Here is an 18068-nt window from a genome sequence, read left to right as displayed (position 1 = left end):
GTTGTTTATTGATTAAAAATTATAAATCCATCAGGAAACACACAGGCATCCAGCGGGACATCATGCACATCCACAGGTAAGCTGGCTTCCGCTTCAAAATAGGACAAACCCACCTTGATTACCTTTTCCCCCAGGCCTGCCAAAAACCGGTCGTAATAACCCATTCCGTAGCCAATCCGGTTTCCTTTGCTATCTACAGCCAAAAGAGGCACAAATACCAGCTCTATTTCCAGGTCTGGCGTAAATTCCGGTTTCACCGGAACAGGTATCCCCATCTTGTCAGCTTCAAACCTGGTATCTGCCGCTAACCTTACAGTACTCATCTTCTTTACAAGGCTGTCCGTTACAGACCCATAGACCTGATACCCTTCATCCAGAAGCTTTCGCAACAACAATACCGTATTGATTTCATGCAATCTATCAATCGGCAAAAATACATGAACATGGCGGAGATCAGGGTACTGGCTTAAAAATAGCATGGCCTGAACAACAATTTTCTGTGACAGCGCCATTCGCTCACTTTCATTGATAGCCTTTCTCTTAGACCTGAAGATCTTTCTTAGTCTCTCCTTCTCTTCCATCCTCCTGCAAAATTATAAAATTAAAATCCAAAGGATCAAAAGTTTTGTAGAGGTGATCGATAAAGTTTTTGTCTTTCAAATAAAATTCCAGAAAATTGACCTTTCTTTCCTGCAAGGTTCCCTGCGGAAAAAGTGCTTCTTTGACGGCAGCTATCTGTCGGATCGCATCGCCTTGCTTTCGCTCCGCTGCCTTTCTGAATTTGACCTCCACCTGTTCCAGGATCTTCTCGGTTCTTTTCAGGGCAGCATTCACGGCATAAACGAGCGTACTGTCCAGATCCGATGCTTTTTCTTCCACTGAAAAAAATAATTTTTCCAGTTTTTCCTTCTCCTGCATCAGTTGTATATCCGATTTCGCATGCCTGTAAACATAGTCAATTCTCAGCCTATCCATAGGCAAAAACAGATCCGGATGCTGTAGGTTTAATTTGTCTATTTTTCGCTGTACTTCCACCGGAACCACCAACGCAAAATTCCTCGGAAGAAGAAATGGAAAATCAACCTGATAGTGGTCAAACACACCTTTTAACTGAAACCAGTAGGCCACCTCGGCGGGCCCGCCCAGGTAGGCCAGATTGGGAAGGATCAGTTCCTGATATATCGGACGCATCACCACATTTGGGCTGAATTTCTCGGGAGAATCCTGAAGGAGTTGAGACATTTCCTCTGCGGTCCACTGGTTCTCCCCATCATGGGTTCTGAATATCCCCTGGTGATTGATCAGCCGCTCGCGTCTGCCTGGCTCCATGTAGAAAAAATTGATCTCCCGGGGATAAACCTGGGTTTTGTATCCTTCTGCTTCCAATGCCGCATTACGCTGATTGATCAGCTCATTGGCCTTTTGAGAAAACAGGTCATCTTGTATGACCGACAAAAATGAAGATTTGAGGAGCCGGTCGTTCGCATCGAGGATCACCAACCCCTGCTCGGCAAACAGGTGATGTACATATTTCCTAACAGCCTCCTTCAGGGATTTACTGCCCACATAGGCTTCCCTGAAAAAATCGGGTAGGAAATCCCATTGCTGTATCAATTCCCGTAACCCATCGTCCAGCGTAAACTCGCCCACAGGACCTCTCTGGTCAGACTCCCAGCGGTATTCTGTGCCATCAAAATGAAAATGATTGATTTCCTCAAAGTCATGATCCTCACTGGCCATCCAGTAAATCGGGACAAAATGAAAGGAGGGGAAATTTTCCTTGAGTTTGCGGGCCAGCAAGATGGTAGAGACGATCTTGTAGATGAAATATGCCGGACCGGTCATCAGGTTCAATTGGTGTCCTGTGGTCACCGTAAAAGTATTTTCCTTTCGCAGTTTTTCAATGTTCCTGCTCACCTCAGAAGTTTCAAATCCACTGTATTGCGCGGTCAAAACCTGCACCAGGGTTTCTCTTTTTTCCGTACTGAAGGTTTTTTCTGAAACGACCTTTTCGAAATGCTTCAGGTTCGGAAATTCCTGATAAAATTTTCTTAGAGATTTCTTGTCTTGAATGTAGTCTAAAAATAAAGGTGAAAACAAACCGGTACAGGCCGGATCTACGGTTGATTTTAGCATGGAAAGTGAGATTTAAGCTTCTTTTTTCAGCGGCTTTTCCTGGACGAAAACCAGGATATTAAAGCTAAAGTTCAACATTTTTATCGATTTATCAGAAATCGTGTTGTACATTTTTTTAAAAATTATATAACAGGTGAGTATCTATTCCCCGTAATTTTGACGAACAAAGCTGGTACACTTAACTAAGGACTGGCACAAACAAACGATTTTCCATGTGAATAGCATAAATGTGCATTGTGGGACAATCCTACGATCGCTAAACGATTTCAAACAAATGAAAACCATTGAAATACCGGTATCGGGAATGAGCTGTGCGGCCTGTGCAGTAAGTGTAGAATCCAGGCTCCAGACTACACCCGGAATAAAATCCGCTACTGTAAATTATGCCACTCAAACGGCAACAATTGTTCTGGAGCAAGACCAGGCAGATTTGAGCCAGGCCAAAAAGAACATTCAGGAAATTGGGTATGAATTGCTGACGGATTTGGCGGACGGTGAAAGCTCCGAAGAACTCCAAAAACAAGCCCACAGGCAGCTCAGAAGAAACACCATAGCAGCCGGGGTCCTGTCTTTTCCGGTTTTTATCATCGGTATGTTCTGGATGGATCTTCCCTATGGCAACTGGATTATGTGGGGCCTCAGCAGCCCGGTACTGTTCATTTTTGGCCGATCCTTTTTTATCAATGCCTACAAGCAGACCCTGGTCGGGAAAGCCAACATGGACACCCTGGTTGCACTCAGCACCGGAATCGCCTATGGCTACAGTACCTTCAATACATTTTTTCCACAATGGCTGCAAGCCCGGGGTCTGGAGCCGCATGTATACTTTGAGACCGCGGCGGTGATCATCTTTTTTATCCTGCTGGGACGCATGCTGGAGTCCGGCGCCAAAGCCGGCACCTCAGAAGCGTTGAGGAAACTGATCGGCTTACAGGCGACAGAGTTGATTCTGATCAGGGATGGAAAAGAAATCATCTGCCCGGTGAGTGAGGTGGGAGAAGGAGAAACGGTACTGGTAAAACCCGGTCAGAAGATCCCATTGGATGGCCTGATCATAGAAGGTGAATCTTTTGTGGACGAGAGCATGCTTACCGGTGAACCCATCCCGGTTAAAAAACCCGAAGGAGCTGAAGTCTTTGCCGGTACCATTAACCAGACGGGGAGTTTTCGGTTCAAAACCACAACAACAGCGGCAGATACCGTACTGGCCTCGATCATTAGCAGAGTAAAACAGGCTCAGGGAAGCAAGGCTCCGATTCAGAAAACAGTGGACAAGGTCACTGCGGTCTTTGTGCCCGCGGTCCTGGGACTGGCCTTCATCACCTTCCTGGTTTGGACTTTCAGTGGCATAGACGATGCTGCCTTGCGGGGCATGCTTTCTGCCATTACCGTGCTTGTCATTGCCTGTCCCTGCGCGTTGGGGCTGGCAACTCCCACGGCCGTCATGGTGGGCATAGGCAAAGCTGCCTCTATGGGGATCCTGATAAAGGATGCTGAAAGCCTGGAGACCGGCAAAAAGACCGACATCCTGATCGTTGACAAGACGGGCACCCTTACCGAAGGCAAGCCAAAAGTAAAGGAGGTGCTGTGGAGTGATGGTGTAGATAAAATCCAGCTTGAGCCGGTATTTCAGGCTTTGGAATCGAGGAGTGAACATCCGCTGGCGAATGCCATCGCCAGGCATTTTTCCGCCCCTGAGGTACAATTGCCACTGACAGGTTTTCAGTCAGCCACCGGCAAGGGTGTAGCTGCTGTTTTTCAAGGCAAAACCTACCGCATCGGCACTTTAAAATGGCTACAATCTGAGGGAATAACTGCCGGATCTTCGCTGATACAGGCGGGCGAAAAACTATTGGAAGAAGGAAACATAGTGGTGTTCATGGCTGAAGAAGAGACGCTGGCGGGTCTGGTATGCATAGCAGACCAGCTCCGGGAGACATCCCCAAAGGCCATAGCCGCCATACAAAAGATGGGAATCGCTGTACACATGCTTACCGGTGATCAGGAAAAAACTGCCGCCACAGTAGCCAAGGCGGTAGGCATCGAAAAATTTCGGAGCGGGATGCTGCCTTCAGATAAAGGAAAATACATCGTTGATCTCAAAAAACAGGGCCATGTGGTGGCAATGGCAGGAGATGGAATCAATGACAGTGAAGCACTGGTATTGGCAGACCTGGGCATTGCCATGGGTGCCGGGTCAGACGTTGCGATGGAGACCGCCAAAGCCACATTGATGCAGTCCAGCCTGATGGATATCCCCAGGTTGCTGCATTTAAGCAAAGATGTGGTCCGGACAATCCGGCAGAATCTTTTCTGGGCCTTTTTTTACAATGTAATCGGCATCCCGATTGCTGCAGGGGTACTGTATCCCGTCAGTGGATTTCTGCTCAACCCCATGATTGCGGGTGCTGCTATGGCGATGAGCTCTGTCTCTGTAGTCAGCAATAGCCTGAGATTAAAATTTAAAAAACAAAACCTATAGCGTAATATGAAAAATACAGTCAAACTCAAAACAAATGTCAAATGCGCAGCATGTGTGGCCAGTATCAAACCGGCTATGGACCAGCTACCCGCAGATTGCTGGGAGGTAGACCTGCAATCTCCTGACCGTATCCTTACCGTACAGGGCGATGTCGAGGAAGAAACCATCAAAATGGCCCTGGAAAAATCCGGCTATAAGGGAGAAACTATTTGATGGAACAGGGGAAAAAGGAGGGGAATTCATTACTTTTGATCCCGTATTATGATCAACTATAAGGAATTTGTTTTAGACAATGGATTGCAGGTGTTGGTACATGAAGACCCCTCCTCCGAAATGGCCGTTGTAAACCTGCTCTACAAGGTAGGTTCCAGAAATGAAACGGGAGGCAAGACCGGGCTGGCCCATTATTTTGAGCACCTCATGTTTGCTGGTTCTGAGCATATTCCCGGATTTGACAGCGCACTAGAAAGGGCGGGGGGATCAAGTAATGCTTTTACCAATACAGACATTACCAATTACTATATCAGCCTTCCCGCAGTCAATCTGGAAACAGCCTTGTGGCTGGAATCAGATCGCATGCTGCACCTGAGCCTGAAAGAAAAACACATCCAAACGCAGAAGCAGGTGGTCATCGAAGAGTTCAAGCAGAGATACCTGAATCAACCCTATGGAGATGCCATGCATCACGTACGCAGCCTGGCTTTCGAGAAGCATGCCTACCGTTGGCCCACCATCGGAGAAAAAATAGAAGACATTGAGCAATTCGGAAAAAATGACCTGATCGATTTCTACCGAAATCACTACAGCCCGGACAATGCTGTGCTTTGCATCGCCGGGAAGGTTGATTTTGAGACCGTGCGCGGTCAGGTAGCACATTGGTTTGGTGAAATCCCAAAAGGGGGGCATTCCCGGAATATGCCGACGCCGGAACCATTACAAAATGAGAAAAGGAGCAAAACCATAGTAGGGAAAGTGCCTACCGATGCGTTGTACAAGGTATACCGCATTCCGGGTAGGTTACAGCAGGGCTACCTGGCCTGTGACCTGATCACAGATGCCCTGAGTTTTGGCAGGTCCGCCCTGCTGGAGCAGAAACTGGTGAAGGGAAGTCCGGTTTTTGCCAGTTGCCAGGCCTACGTCCTGGGCAATATAGATCCCGGGCTACTGGTGATCACCGGCAAGCTGGAACAGGGCATCTCCGCCGAAGATGGAGAAAAAGCACTGGATGCTGTCCTTGATGAATTCAAACAAGAAACCTTTCCGGAAAAGGTATTGCAAAAAATCAAAAACCAGACGGAAGCGATGAAAACCTATGAATCAGTCTCGTTGCTGGGCAGGGCCATGAGGTTGGCGTATTGCGGCTACCTGGGAAATCCATCCCTTATCAATGAGGAATACGCAATAAAAATGGCGATTTCAGGCGACCGCATACAGGAAGCTGCCAATAACTACCTTAGGGATGAAAATGCCTCTGTGGTCTATTACAAAAGGCAGGAATAACAGGCATTGGTATAAAACACACACAAAAAACAACAAATATGAGTGCTTTCCGTGTTGGATTCGGATATGATGTACATCAGCTCAAAGAGGGAGCTCCTTTCTGGCTGGGAGGAATAAAAGTGCCACATGACAAAGGAGCGACGGGGCATTCTGATGCCGATGTGGTCATACATGTGATCTGTGACGCCTTGCTTGGCGCTGCCAATCTCAGGGATATTGGCTATCACTTTTCGGATCAGGACCCCCGGTACAAGGGCATTGACAGCAAGATATTGCTGCAGCAAGTCATGGAATTACTGGCCAGAGACAAATATGAATTGGGCAACCTGGACGTGACCCTGTGTCTGCAGCAACCCAAAATAAATCCATTCATCCCGGAAATGAAAGCCTGCCTGGCCAAAGTAATGCATGTCTCCGAAGACAAAATTTCTATCAAAGCGACTACTACAGAAAGGCTTGGCTTTGTAGGGCGGGAAGAAGGCGTATCTGCGTACTGCGTAGCTTTGATCCATCAACAACATACACCATGACCCGTCAGGAACCCAAAATCATCACCACCGATGACGGTTCGCATTCCGTCTATCTGCCCGAAATCAATGAAAGCTACCATTCCTCGCACGGTGCATACCGGGAATCTATCCATGTGTTCCTACTTTACGGATTGGAGGCCTGGTATGCCAGGAACAGGGGGAAATTCCCGATCCGGATCTTTGAGGTTGGCTTCGGTACGGGTCTGAACGCCTGGCTTACGCTTATATGGGCTGAACAAAACCAGGTACCGGTGCTCTATCACACCATAGACCCCTATCCGCTGCGTCCTGAGATTTACAATGCGCTTAACTTTACTCAGATGGATGAAACCCTGACCCACTACAACGGGTATTTCAAACGGTTGCACCAAATGGACTGGAATGAAGGCAAACCTGTCACGGACTATTTCAACATCAAAAAAGAAAAAGCAGGCCTCGAGGAGGTAAAGCTCTACCCTGCAGACGTCGTCTACTTTGATGCCTTCTCTCCAAAGAAGCAACCGGAATTGTGGGAGGAAGCCATGCTTCAAAAGGTCTCTGAAAGCATGAAGCCGAATGGAGTTTTCGTAACCTATTGTGCAGCCGGACACCTTAAGAAAAACCTATCGAAACTGGGAATGAAACTGGACGAAGTACCCGGCCCTCCCGGTAAAAAGGAAATGACCCGGGCATGGAAGCAAAATTAGGTAAGTCGGTATTACTGCTGTTTCTTTTTTGCTGGATAGGATCAGGCTGCAACCCGAATAAGGATGCGAAAAATTCAAAAAGGTACTTAGAAGAGGCAATATCAGCTCCTAATACGAATGTATCACCGAGGAAAAAAGGTTGGTTTGAAGAGGAGGAAGGGGACAGTACCCGGCAAAAACACCTGGAAGACAACATCATTTTATATGAAAGCCTGCTGGTCAACGGGGCTCGAATTTACAATAAATTTTATCCACAGATACTGGATGCATTTCTTTTTGAGGACAAATTCTATTTAAAAGCCCGGTTTCCCCTGGAATATCCTGGCCAAATCCAATTTACTTTTCCGGAATACCCTGACTATGTCGTCACCAATACCGGTAAACAAGCCTATCAGGTAGTGATCAATGATGCTTTGGATCTGAACCGGGTACTCTTTCAGTTACAATACATTCCCTCGACAGAAGACAGCCTGGTAAGCACCCATTATTCATTTACACATGTAGTCTTCGCAGAATAAAAAAAGGGACGGAAGTATTCCCGCCCCTGAGTCACTAAAGTGGCCTTTTGATTCAATCAGGCCTTTTCCGATACCTTTTTAATTACAATGCCAGGCATGCCATTTCTGACAAAATAGCTTCCAGTCACCTCCACATTAGCAGCAGCGAGTTCCTTTAACGATTGGTAGGGGCTTGCATTCTTATGATCTTCTACCAGCAGATAGACCTTGCCATCTGAGGCAAGCAGTCCAATAGGCATGCCATTGGCCATGCACTTTTCGGCGCAACCTTTATGGCCTTCTCCCTTGGCACCACTGGCCATAAAACAGGAAAGATCCAAAACCTCTCCGGTAACACTGATTTCTTCACCATCTCCCTCTTTTTCAAAAGCGTCGACCTGAAAGAAAACAAAACAGCCTATGGCCAGTAAGAGCAGGCCATAACGAAATGAATTTTTTGAAATTTCACGACTTTTCATGATTAAATGTTTTGGGTTTACGAATATGCCCATCAATTTATTTATAAAAGACTGTAATAGCAACTTTTTCAGAAACATATCAGGCACAGGAATGGCCTAAATTCCTGTTCACCTATATATATTTCATCGGGATCTATGTCTGTGTTGGGCTGAGACGGTCAAGAATTTTACCTGCCTCTTCCCAGGCAAGGCGGGGACCAAATTGGCTGACTATTTTGGATGAGGCCATACTGGCCAGTTTACCGCTGGAAGCATAAGAGTGTCCATTTGTGATTCCATAAAGAAAAGCACCGGCAAACATGTCACCGGCACCGTTGCTGTCCACAGCTACAGTGGGATAGGGTTCGATATCGATGAACGTGTCTCCGTCATAGATCATGGCTCCATTCTTTCCCTGGGTAATGACGAAGTGATCTGCCAGCTTTTTCATGGCTTCCCTGGCCTCGGCAAGGTTGTCCTTTCCGGTATAGATCATGGCCTCTTCTTCGTTGGCGAAAAGCAGGTCTACTCCGGAGCCGATCAACTCCTGAAACCCCTCTGAGAAATACTTGACCATGGCCGGGTCCGAAAAGGTCAGGGCCACTTTCACCCCATTTTCCTTCGCTACCTTTTTAGCCTCCATCATGGCAAGCCTGGCATCCGGGGAAGTAATCAGATAGCCTTCTATGTAGAGGTATTTGGAACTTTTTATGGCTTCGATATTCAACTGCGCCTTCGAAAAGGTTTGGGTGATGCCTAAAAAGGTATTCATCGTCCTTTCCGCATCTGCCGTCACCATCACCAGACATTTTCCTGTGATGCCCTGCTCTAGCTGAAAGGGATCCAGGTTGTGACTTACACCGGAGTCCCTCAGATCCTCCATAAAGAATCTGCCCAACTCATCCTGAGCTACCTTGCAGCAGTAATATGCACTGCCGCCAAATTGGCTCAGGGCAATGATGGTATTGGCTGCAGAACCCCCGCACTGCAGCTTCGAAGTCCTGGTATTGATGGCAGCCATGAGGTCACTTTGTCTCTCCTCATCCACAAGCGTCATCAAGCCCTTTTCTATGCCATTTTTTTCCAAAAATGAATCGCTGACTTCAAATTCTATATCGACAAGCGCATTTCCTATACCTGTCACATCGTATTTCTTCATCTGTTTGTAATTGTAATTTAAGTGGTCATTACTTTTCATGAGGCGCAGGCTGGATGGGCTTTCCTACACCTGGAAGAAAACTGATCCTGCCGGTCGAAACTTTGGTGTAATCGGTAAGGTATATGAGGCATCGATAAAGGCGCAAAAATCATTGATCAGACCGTTTTACATTTGATTTTTTCTGATTTTCCAAAAGACGCTTCCTCCTGCCAATGATGGCCGTCAGTGCAAATACCACTGCTGCCACCAGAAGACCGAAAAACTCCCTGTTGATTTCCATGCCCTGTGTTTTCATGGAGAGATTCTTTTGCTCCCATTCCTGTCCTACCCAGGAAAAGATATTTTCCGGCCAGAAGAATATTGCCGCAATGAGGAAGGTAAAAGTGAAGATTACCGAGATGTTTACGTTGAATCTACCAAAAAAGGCAAACCCGGCTGTGACTGCCGCAAGCAGATATGCAGGCACCCAAAACTCCGGGTCCGGATCATTGATCTGCCAATAGGCAAACAACAAAAACAGCACCGCACAGATTCCAAAAAACCTTTTCCAAACCTTACTCATGATTTCACTAAATTAGAAAATTTTGGCCTAAATCCTGTTTCGAAAACTCATTTTTGCCTCACGGTATCGTAGATCAGCGAATAAATGGCTGTGGGATCAACTTTTTCCCGTTCAACCTCAGAAGCACCATTTCTTACCAGCACCGGCCAGTCCAGGTCGCTTTCGCTGATCCTACCGTGAGAGCCCTTTACCAGACTGGCATCCAGCGGAATGACATCCATCAGATACCTGAACCCCAGCTTTTTCTTTAGCAGTGTCCAGCCCAGCTTTGCCTTCAGGAATCTGATATCCGGATTGGCAAACATCTCTACAGGGTCATATCCCGGCTTGCGGTGAATATCTACTGTCCGCGCATAATCGGGAGCCTTTCGGTCATCGAGCCAGTAGTAATACGTAAACCAGGAGTCCTTATCTGCCACCGCTACCAGGTCTCCTGCCCTGTCATGCCCGAGCTGATATGTTTCCTGCTCCTTCTTATCCAATACCATTTCCACTCCTGCAAGGCCCTCCAGCAATTTTTTCACCGCGCCCTTCTCTCCCGGGTCATTGAGGTAAACATGGGCGAGCTGGTGGTCAGAAACAGCAAATGCTTTGCTTGTACCGGCGTCGAGTGTCTCCAGGCCCAATTCGTCTTTTACCTGTATGTAACCCGCCTTACGTAGTGCTCTGTTGATGTGAATGGGTTGGTTTACTGAGGTAATCCCATATTCCGACAACAATATGATTTCCGCCCCTCGGTTTTCATAATACCCGATCAGCCGCTCACACAAGGCATCTATTTCCTTCAGTTCATCGCCTATTTTATTAAAATCTATCCCAAATTTTTGCAGGGCGTAATCCAGATGGGGCAGGTAGATAAACGTAAGAGTAGGATCGTGCCACTCGTCTACTTTCATGGATGCCTCTGCGATCCATTTGGAGGAAGAAATATTGGCATTTGGCCCCCAAAAAGAGAAAAGGGGAAACTGCCCCAATTCTTTTTGAAGGCGGTCTCTCAGACCCATGGGCTGGCTGTGTATATCGGGGAGTTTCCGGCCATCTGAAGGATACAGCGGCCGGGGAGTAACCGCATAATCTACGGAAGAATACATGTTGTACCACCAGAACATATTGGCACAGGTGAAATTTGGATCTTCTGCTTTCAGGGCATCCCATACCTTGGGTGCCTGTACCAGATGGTTGGATTGCCTCCAGAATTTAATTTCACATTCGTCTTTAAAATACCACCCGTTTCCTACTATACCATTTTCCCGGGGCCATTTGCCTGTCAGGTACACGGACTGTGCAGAGCAGGTCACTGCCGGCAGTACAGGCTTGATAGCAGATTGTTTGCGCGCTTTAATCCATTGGCTTAAAAATGGTGTGTGGGGGCCAATAACCCTAGCGGACAATGCGACAATATTAAGTACTACGGTTTTCTTCATGTGATCTGATTTTTCACCCAATCCAGCTCTCTGGAGATAGACTGATCAAGTGATAAATGTATGTCTTCCGGCAATACCTCCCAGGTGTAGGTTTCTACTTCCAATTGATTCGAATAGTGGTTTAGACCGTTTAAGTTCAAAACCGTCAGAATATCCTCCTGTGTAGACCGGAGGGTACCATAGCTGGATAAAAATACGGGCACATGGAAGTGTATGCGCCATTCCCGGTCACGGCTGTCTGCCAGCTTTAGCAAGGCATCTGGCAGGTCAGGATAAGCCTGAAGCTGCCTGTCCGCCGATTGCCCGATTACCTGATGCAGGTAGGTCGACTCTACGAAAGGCAATAATGCTTTTTCCACCTGCTTCTTTTGGCTCACTTCCACAGGAATGCCTATTTTCAGGGCTGCGCTCAACTGAAATTTACCAATTTTGATCCCTTCCTTTTTAAAATTGTCCAATACTTTTTGATGATCTTCATAGGCCACGGCAAAGTGGCAGACATCATAGCAAACCCTTACATGATTGCGGATAATATCCAGGGCTTCTTCCCTGGAAACCTGATATTTTCCGGTAAGCATATCCACTCCTTTGGGAAGCAGCCAGGTGTCGAAAAATGAATGAATTCCGGCAGCATTTTCTATCATCCCGTCCGGTTCCGGCTCAATGTCCAGATGGAGCAGCTTTCCCCGCTCCAAATAGATATTGTAGAGGTAATCCACCACCTCCAGCATGTGTAGGCAAGAGGACTGCAGGACCTCATTCCTTGCAGATTCGCTGTGGTGCCAATGTTTGTAGCTCAAAGGAGAGGTAGAAATACCTGCATCCATACCTTCCGGCATGAGTACTGAAAGGATATCAAACAGCCGGAGGGTATACTTAAGCCTTTCTTCGGTGGTCCAGTCCGGATGGTGCACTTCATCTTTTACCACCTGCCGGTGAAATCCTCCGAATGGAAAACCATTTAGGGTAAAAACATAACAATTGTTATCCCTGAGCCATGATTGGAGCTGCTGCAATGCATCCTCTGCCACCAGTTCGCGACTCGCTTCATCAGACAATCTCAGACCAATGGCAAAGGGCCTGTCAGGACTGAGGCTTGCCTTTATTTTGGGCACGTATTGTTTTAGATTTTCAAAAGTTGCTTCCCAGCTTTCGCCCGGGTGTATATTGGTGCAATAGGTAAGGTGATTGTCGGCAATTTGCATATTTGGCTAATTTCCTGATTTTGTAATTAACAAACCGATCAGGCTTTCTGATAGGCCAGTTGAAGTTCATTCAATCTTTCCACTGCCCTGAAGATCAATGCCTCATCCATCTGGTGTACTTCTACCCCGCTACCGATCTTGTCCAGTAGCATGATGGTCAATTCACCCCCCAGGTGCTCCCTGAATTCGTTCAATCCCTCTAAAAGTGTTTCTCCTGAAAGCTCAGGAACATACAGATCAAATCCCAGTTTTATGATCAGGTCCAATACCCGGTTCAGTTCATTTTCTGAAATTCTGCCGGATAAAAAGGAATAAGTGGTATCTAAAGCAATACCGATAGCTACCGCTTCTCCATGTCGTATTTTGTAGTCAGTCAGGTGTTCTAATTTATGTGCTGCCCAGTGTCCAAAGTCAAGCGGTCTGGATGAACCTGTCTCAAAGGGATCGCCTGACGCGATATGATCCAGGTGCATCTGCGCACAACGGAAGATCAATTCTTCCATAGCCGAATGGCCCTTATCCATCAGGTCCAGTGCCTGTTGCTCTATCCAAACGAAAAAAGATGCATCCTTGATCAGTGCTACCTTCAGGGCTTCAGAAATGCCCGATCTCCAATCCCTTTCTTCCAGTGTTTGAAGAAAATCCGGATCATTGATCACGGCAAAGGGAGGTGCAAATGTGCCCAGGTAGTTTTTCTTTCCGTAGGCATTGATTCCGTTCTTTACCCCTACACCGGAGTCATTTTGTGAAAGCACCGTGGTGGGGATACGGATGTGTCTGATACCCCTATGGGCAATAGCAGCAGCGAAGCCAACCATATCCAACAAGGCGCCTCCGCCCAAACCAACGATGAAGGAATGCCGGTCGATACCATAGGTATGGGTCGCCTTTAATACCTCCTGAAAATATCTCTGGTCATTTTTGATATACTCTCCTCCCGGTACCACCAAGGGACTGGCACATAATGTAAAGGTATCGGCATTCGCCTGAGCGTATGCTTCTATTTCAGTTATCAGGTTGGGATGGTGCCGGACCAGCCCTTCATCCAAAACAAAATAGACTTTGGGTAGCTTATCCCCTTTGACAAGCTGTGCAAAAAGCTCATTGCTCGTGGAAAACAAACTTTTTGTAAAAAATACCTGGTACCTGAAGGGTACGCTAAAAGTCTGTTCAATTGATTTATTTGCCAATTTTTTCATTTTTTTCCGGGCAGTTCCTGAGAACTTTTCATTTCATTATAAATAAGTAACAAAAGCCTGTTTTGGTTCACTAAGTAACTGCAAAAGCCCTGGCCAGCTGAAGCGAGATGGGCAGCAAAATCAATACCGACAAGGCCACCAGCCATCCCGCGAAAGCCGCTGCCAGCGTGGCATTTACGATAATCAATGCCAAAACCGCCGCTTTCACCGACTTTCCAATCAAAGCGGGCTCCTGATGCTTTATCGCCTTGAGCAAGGGCGGGAAAATAAAGACAGCCAGTAAAACCAGAAAGGGCAGGCTCTCCCACCATTGCTCATTATGGGCATATGCTACGGCAAAAATAAACAAAATGATACCACTGTAAATGGCGGCTCCTCCTTGCAGGGCCTTTTTATTTTTACCATGCACCTCACCACGGCTCACCATGGTGATGGCGGATACATAGAGTAAGGGGATAATAGCTACAAACCACCATTCCCGCCAGGCATCCTGCACAAGGCTCATACCCAGCAACAGGTTTCCTGCCCGGCAAAGGCCCATGTTGACCGGCCCGACAAATGACTGATGTTTGCCCCATGCGTCATACAGGAGGGCAAGCACGGCGACAGCAAAAGCCAGACCTGCGGCATGCAAACTGACCTGCCAGGCGGCCAGCACACCTGCAAAAAGTAATAGCGATCCCATCACTGCAGCACTTAGCACACTGGCCTTACCACTGGGAATGGGCCGTTCCGGACGCTCCACCTTGTCCAGCCCGGCATCGAATACGTCATTGAAGGCCACGCCACCGCCATAGAGACCGATGGTTGACAGGACCAGCCAGCCAATTTTTATCCAATCCACGGATTCACCGCTGCCAGCGGTGAAATAGAGTCCTCCAGCGATTGCAGCTCCGGCCAATATATCGGCTATTGCCGTCACGATATTGGCAGGCCGGGTTAGTCTGATGTGTGCAGAAATTACTGACATCAAACGGGCTAGTTCTCGATAATATTGGAAGAATCATTGTCAACCCGTGGCTTTTGTCCTCCCCTGAGTACGGTGTTTCCACCGTGCTTCTTGGTTTGGTCTATAGGCTCCTTCTCCAACCAGTCTTTTTCTTCCATCTGTCCACTTTGTCCGTAAGCCGTCAGGGCATTTCCATAACAGGTCATTTCTATATGGGCCTCCGGAATACCTTTCTCTTTCATCAAAGCAGCCGTTTTGGGTACTGCCAGGGGATCGGAGATGCCCCAGTCTGCTGCGCTATCTACAATGATCCTTTCCGGACCATATTTCCTCACAATTTCCACCATGCGTTCACTTCCCATCTTGGTATGGGGGTAAATGGTAAATGCAGCCCAATAGCCGCGGTCGAGTACCTCTTTAACTGTCTCCTCATTGTTGTGATCTACAATGACCATTTTTGGATCCAATCCATGCTCTTCGCTGACGTCCATGCTCCGTACAGTACCTTTTTTCTTGTCCCTGTGGGGGGTATGTATCATGACTGGCAAATCCACTTCTTTGGCCAGTTCCAACTGCAGGCGATAAAACCTGTCTTCCGCAGCAGTCTGGTCATCGTAGCCGATCTCACCGATGGCGACCACTCCCTCTTTGCCTACATAAAGCGGTAGTAGCTCCATTACTTCTTCGGCCAGTGCTTCATTGTTGGCTTCTTTGGAATTCAAGCCTATGGTACAGTAATGAACTATGCCAAACTGCTTGGCCCGAAACCGTTCCCATCCCACCAGGCTACTGAAATAGTCCTGAAAACTGCCTACCTTGGTCCTTGGCTGCCCAAGCCAGAAGGCTGGCTCTATCACGGCGACGATACCTGCTTTTTGCATGGCCTCGTAGTCGTCAGTTGTCCTGGAAGTCACATGTATGTGTGGATCGATATACATCATAATGAGTCAATTTTACCTGCTAACCTAAACTTTTTTATATGCAAATCATAACATTACCAAATGAGCGGAACATTTTAATGGGTAACGGTAGTATAACGGATCCAGTCAGCGCTCCGCATCGAAGGCTTGACCTATTGTCTCCCAACTTACTGTACCGCTTTCTATGGGCTCCAGGAATTCGGGATACCGGCTCAGCAGCGCCTTGCAGCCGGCAGCCTCAGCCTGAAAACACGCCAGAGATACCGCCTGGCGCTCTAATTCCCCGCCCTGCTGCAATACTTTTTCAAACAGGCCAATGATCTCTTCGTCTGCAAAAGGATGCACAAACCGCCACAATTCAGGAACGACATTTCTGCCGGCCGACCAGCGCTCGTGGACATAGTCTACAAGGGTTCTGGCCAGGTTCACATTGGCCCTGGTATCTGCCCCGGTGATCCGGTAAAGCGGCCGTTGCATAAAGATGGCTTTCAACAACAGTTGATTCCATGCCGGCTCGTCGAGAAATTCCGAAGGGTAGGGGTTGTTTAATGCCACGGCATCAAATACCGAAGTAATATTGGTTCTGATCCCTTCGGCCGCACGTTTCTTGAATTTCTCCGGAAAGGGATAGAGGGGGAGCGCCGCATACAAGGCCTCCAATTCGTTCATATCCGCAGATTCGAAAAGCTTATCCAGAGTGGGTACCCAGTCTGCGTTTTCTTCTGTCAGTGCTTCAAGTACCAGCAGGGTCCGGGCCGTTTGCATTACGGTCCAGAAGCCTGGCTGAAATCCGGGTCTGATTTCATGGGCAGCCGACTGGTCCGAGGCTGTCAGACCCAGTCTCTCTCTGGAAAAATGTCTGGACGCCTGACTGAATGCCAGAAATAATTTCATGTCTCCCTTCGCTCCTTTGATCCTGGCTACCTGATCCTCCAGCCAGCGCATGGATTCCGCAGAACTATTCCGGGTTAACAAATCTTTTAAAAACTGTCTGATGGTCGATTGCATCATCGTACACTTTTCGGGTTAATACTCCGTAAATATAACACTTATTGCAATTCTATTAATTGATCATGAGAACAATCATCTTTTCGGGTGGGTCTGGGCGAAAGCCTGGCAGTAAAAGGAAAAATCCGGACCTGTATGGGCCCGGATTAATGTATCATTCAAGTAGGGTGCCGGATTTTACCAATCCACACCGGTGTCTTTCCAACTTTTAGAAGCGGCAGAGTCCAAAACCGCCTGACATACCTTTTGTGTCTCGTATGCATCCTTAAATGTAGGAGCGCAAGGTTCATTTCCTTCAAGGCTCTTGAAAAAGTCAGCTACCTGATGGATAAATGAATGTTCATAACCGATACCGGTACCGGGGATCCACCAGCGTCCCATGTAGGGCTGATCGTGGTCTGTCACATGGATAGAGCGCCAGCCTCTGACCACAGACTCATCCCGGTGATCAAAATACTCCAGCCGGTTGAGATCATGAAGGTCCCAGCGTATAGATGCATGCTCTCCATTGATCTCAAAGGTATACAGGGCCTTATGTCCCCTTGCATAGCGGGTCGCCTCAAACAATCCCAGAGAGCCGTTGTCAAAATGGCAGTGAAAAGAACAGGCATCGTCTATGTTTACTTTTTTCTTTTCACCACTACCCTGATGTACTCTTTCTTTGATAAAGGTTTCGGTCATCCCCGATACGTCTTTTATTCCACCATTGAGCCACATGGCCGTATCAATACAGTGGGCTAGCAGGTCACCGGTAACTCCCGAACCGGCAGCGTCTGCATCCAGCCTCCATAGTGCGTCTCCACCCTGGGGCAGATCCGGGCTTATGGTCCAATCCTGAAGGAAATTTGCCCGGTAATGGAATATCTTTCCGAGTTTTCCGGAATCGACCACCTGCTTGGCCAGCGTCACTGCCGGTATACGGCGGTAGTTGTACCATACCGTATTTTTCACTCCGGCTTTCTCTATGGCCTCAACCATAGCCTTGGCTTCGTCAAGGGTCCTGGCCAGTGGTTTTTCGCACAATATCATTTTCCCTGCTTTGGCAGCAGCAATGGCAATCTCGGCGTGGGTGTCGTTGGGGGTACAGATATCTACTGCATCTACATCATCCCGCTCGATTACCTTCCTCCAATCCGTCTCGTAGGAAGCATATCCCCACTGTTCGGCAAAAGCTTTAATCTTGTCTTCCCTCCTGGAACACGCTACCTGCAGTACAGGACGGTATTCGTATTCGGGAAAGAAATCCCCCAATCTTTTGTATCCGTTGGTATGGATCCTTCCCATCAGACCCGTACCTATCATTCCTATTCTGATTTTCTTCTTCTCTGACATGTTTTTAGTTATTTGTTGGAA

Annotated in this window: 18 protein-coding genes; 6 read left to right on the top strand and 12 right to left on the bottom strand. The window is 47.6% G+C overall.

The window, feature by feature from the left end:
• Window positions 1-5: 5 nt before the first annotated feature.
• Both BUB19_RS01495 and bshC read right to left on the bottom strand, forming a co-directional pair.
• Window positions 6-581, bottom strand: a complete 576-nt coding sequence (locus BUB19_RS01495) for a 5-formyltetrahydrofolate cyclo-ligase (RefSeq protein ID WP_073090642.1) — start codon at window positions 579-581, stop codon at window positions 6-8.
• Window positions 541-2136, bottom strand: coding sequence for a bacillithiol biosynthesis cysteine-adding enzyme BshC (gene bshC / locus BUB19_RS01490; RefSeq protein ID WP_073090639.1), 1596 nt, complete (start codon window positions 2134-2136; stop codon window positions 541-543). Before bshC ends, BUB19_RS01495 begins: the two co-directional genes overlap by 41 nt.
• A gap of 274 nt (window positions 2137-2410) precedes the next feature.
• Here bshC and BUB19_RS01485 point away from each other — a divergent pair, with 274 nt between their 5' ends.
• Genes BUB19_RS01485 through BUB19_RS01460 form a run of 6 tightly spaced genes read left to right on the top strand, consistent with a single transcriptional unit; the run spans window position 2411 to window position 7852 of the window.
• Complete coding sequence (locus BUB19_RS01485; protein WP_073090636.1) at window positions 2411-4618, top strand: heavy metal translocating P-type ATPase; 2208 nt, start codon at window positions 2411-2413, stop codon at window positions 4616-4618.
• A 6-nt stretch (window positions 4619-4624) separates the two neighbouring features.
• Entirely contained in the window at window positions 4625-4831 is a 207-nt protein-coding gene (locus tag BUB19_RS01480; RefSeq protein WP_073090633.1) for a cation transporter, read from the top strand.
• Window positions 4832-4879: 48 nt separating this feature from the next.
• Complete coding sequence (locus BUB19_RS01475) at window positions 4880-6118, top strand: M16 family metallopeptidase (RefSeq protein ID WP_073090630.1); 1239 nt, start codon at window positions 4880-4882, stop codon at window positions 6116-6118.
• A 38-nt stretch (window positions 6119-6156) separates the two neighbouring features.
• Window positions 6157-6648 (top strand): 2-C-methyl-D-erythritol 2,4-cyclodiphosphate synthase, encoded by a 492-nt coding sequence (ispF, locus tag BUB19_RS01470; RefSeq protein ID WP_073090627.1) that lies wholly within the window; start codon window positions 6157-6159, stop codon window positions 6646-6648.
• On the top strand, window positions 6645-7334 hold the full coding sequence (gene mnmD, locus BUB19_RS01465) for a tRNA (5-methylaminomethyl-2-thiouridine)(34)-methyltransferase MnmC2 (protein ID WP_073090624.1): 690 nt from the start codon (window positions 6645-6647) through the stop codon (window positions 7332-7334). The genes ispF and mnmD overlap by 4 nt, the downstream gene beginning before the upstream one ends.
• Complete coding sequence (locus BUB19_RS01460; protein ID WP_073090621.1) at window positions 7319-7852, top strand: hypothetical protein; 534 nt, start codon at window positions 7319-7321, stop codon at window positions 7850-7852. The genes mnmD and BUB19_RS01460 overlap by 16 nt, the downstream gene beginning before the upstream one ends.
• A gap of 56 nt (window positions 7853-7908) precedes the next feature.
• On the opposite strand, the gene BUB19_RS01455 is transcribed toward BUB19_RS01460, so the two are convergent.
• From BUB19_RS01455 to BUB19_RS01410, 10 genes are all read right to left on the bottom strand, one after another.
• Window positions 7909-8310 (bottom strand): hypothetical protein, encoded by a 402-nt coding sequence (locus tag BUB19_RS01455; protein WP_143155878.1) that lies wholly within the window; start codon window positions 8308-8310, stop codon window positions 7909-7911.
• A gap of 133 nt (window positions 8311-8443) precedes the next feature.
• Window positions 8444-9448: an adenosine kinase gene (locus BUB19_RS01450; RefSeq protein ID WP_073091464.1), complete on the bottom strand. Its 1005-nt coding sequence runs from the start codon at window positions 9446-9448 to the stop codon at window positions 8444-8446.
• Between the two features lie 148 nt (window positions 9449-9596).
• Window positions 9597-10010: a transmembrane 220 family protein gene (locus BUB19_RS01445; RefSeq protein ID WP_073090615.1), complete on the bottom strand. Its 414-nt coding sequence runs from the start codon at window positions 10008-10010 to the stop codon at window positions 9597-9599.
• Between the two features lie 47 nt (window positions 10011-10057).
• On the bottom strand, window positions 10058-11434 hold the full coding sequence (locus BUB19_RS01440; RefSeq protein WP_073091460.1) for an alkaline phosphatase family protein: 1377 nt from the start codon (window positions 11432-11434) through the stop codon (window positions 10058-10060).
• Entirely contained in the window at window positions 11431-12639 is a 1209-nt protein-coding gene (gene eboE / locus BUB19_RS01435; RefSeq protein ID WP_073090612.1) for a metabolite traffic protein EboE, read from the bottom strand. Before eboE ends, BUB19_RS01440 begins: the two co-directional genes overlap by 4 nt.
• 38 nt (window positions 12640-12677) lie before the next feature.
• On the bottom strand, window positions 12678-13838 hold the full coding sequence (locus BUB19_RS01430; protein ID WP_178371416.1) for a 3-dehydroquinate synthase: 1161 nt from the start codon (window positions 13836-13838) through the stop codon (window positions 12678-12680).
• 70 nt (window positions 13839-13908) lie between these two features.
• The gene (eboC, locus tag BUB19_RS01425) at window positions 13909-14808 is read right to left on the bottom strand and encodes a UbiA-like protein EboC (RefSeq protein WP_073090609.1); all 900 of its coding nucleotides are present in this window, start codon (window positions 14806-14808) and stop codon (window positions 13909-13911) included.
• Window positions 14809-14816: 8 nt separating this feature from the next.
• A complete protein-coding gene (locus BUB19_RS01420; RefSeq protein ID WP_178371415.1) occupies window positions 14817-15728 on the bottom strand; it encodes a TatD family hydrolase in 912 nt (303 codons plus the stop codon).
• Between the two features lie 105 nt (window positions 15729-15833).
• Entirely contained in the window at window positions 15834-16718 is an 885-nt protein-coding gene (locus tag BUB19_RS01415) for an EboA domain-containing protein (RefSeq protein WP_073090604.1), read from the bottom strand.
• 174 nt (window positions 16719-16892) lie between these two features.
• Window positions 16893-18047: a Gfo/Idh/MocA family protein gene (locus BUB19_RS01410; RefSeq protein WP_073090601.1), complete on the bottom strand. Its 1155-nt coding sequence runs from the start codon at window positions 18045-18047 to the stop codon at window positions 16893-16895.
• Between the last annotated feature and the right edge of the window lie 21 nt (window positions 18048-18068).

Origin of the sequence: Cyclobacterium lianum (genome assembly GCF_900143075.1) — a bacterium.
Taxonomy (GTDB): domain Bacteria; phylum Bacteroidota; class Bacteroidia; order Cytophagales; family Cyclobacteriaceae; genus Cyclobacterium; species Cyclobacterium lianum.
This window is presented reverse-complemented; position numbering and strand designations above follow the sequence as displayed.

Excerpts from the sequence above, each read along its gene's own strand:
- BUB19_RS01495 (WP_073090642.1), bottom strand. The coding sequence starts at position 581 with ATGGAAGAGAAGGAGAGACTAAGAAAGATCTTCAGGTCTAAGAGAAAG.
- bshC (WP_073090639.1), bottom strand. The coding sequence starts at position 2,136 with ATGCTAAAATCAACCGTAGATCCGGCCTGTACCGGTTTGTTTTCACCT.
- BUB19_RS01485 (WP_073090636.1), top strand. The coding sequence starts at position 2,411 with ATGAAAACCATTGAAATACCGGTATCGGGAATGAGCTGTGCGGCCTGT.
- BUB19_RS01480 (WP_073090633.1), top strand. The coding sequence starts at position 4,625 with ATGAAAAATACAGTCAAACTCAAAACAAATGTCAAATGCGCAGCATGT.
- BUB19_RS01475 (WP_073090630.1), top strand. The coding sequence starts at position 4,880 with ATGATCAACTATAAGGAATTTGTTTTAGACAATGGATTGCAGGTGTTG.
- ispF (WP_073090627.1), top strand. The coding sequence starts at position 6,157 with ATGAGTGCTTTCCGTGTTGGATTCGGATATGATGTACATCAGCTCAAA.
- mnmD (WP_073090624.1), top strand. The coding sequence starts at position 6,645 with ATGACCCGTCAGGAACCCAAAATCATCACCACCGATGACGGTTCGCAT.
- BUB19_RS01460 (WP_073090621.1), top strand. The coding sequence starts at position 7,319 with ATGGAAGCAAAATTAGGTAAGTCGGTATTACTGCTGTTTCTTTTTTGC.
- BUB19_RS01455 (WP_143155878.1), bottom strand. The coding sequence starts at position 8,310 with ATGAAAAGTCGTGAAATTTCAAAAAATTCATTTCGTTATGGCCTGCTC.
- BUB19_RS01450 (WP_073091464.1), bottom strand. The coding sequence starts at position 9,448 with ATGAAGAAATACGATGTGACAGGTATAGGAAATGCGCTTGTCGATATA.
- BUB19_RS01445 (WP_073090615.1), bottom strand. The coding sequence starts at position 10,010 with ATGAGTAAGGTTTGGAAAAGGTTTTTTGGAATCTGTGCGGTGCTGTTT.
- BUB19_RS01440 (WP_073091460.1), bottom strand. The coding sequence starts at position 11,434 with ATGAAGAAAACCGTAGTACTTAATATTGTCGCATTGTCCGCTAGGGTT.
- eboE (WP_073090612.1), bottom strand. The coding sequence starts at position 12,639 with ATGCAAATTGCCGACAATCACCTTACCTATTGCACCAATATACACCCG.
- BUB19_RS01430 (WP_178371416.1), bottom strand. The coding sequence starts at position 13,838 with ATGAAAAAATTGGCAAATAAATCAATTGAACAGACTTTTAGCGTACCC.
- eboC (WP_073090609.1), bottom strand. The coding sequence starts at position 14,808 with ATGTCAGTAATTTCTGCACACATCAGACTAACCCGGCCTGCCAATATC.
- BUB19_RS01420 (WP_178371415.1), bottom strand. The coding sequence starts at position 15,728 with ATGATGTATATCGATCCACACATACATGTGACTTCCAGGACAACTGAC.
- BUB19_RS01415 (WP_073090604.1), bottom strand. The coding sequence starts at position 16,718 with ATGATGCAATCGACCATCAGACAGTTTTTAAAAGATTTGTTAACCCGG.
- BUB19_RS01410 (WP_073090601.1), bottom strand. The coding sequence starts at position 18,047 with ATGTCAGAGAAGAAGAAAATCAGAATAGGAATGATAGGTACGGGTCTG.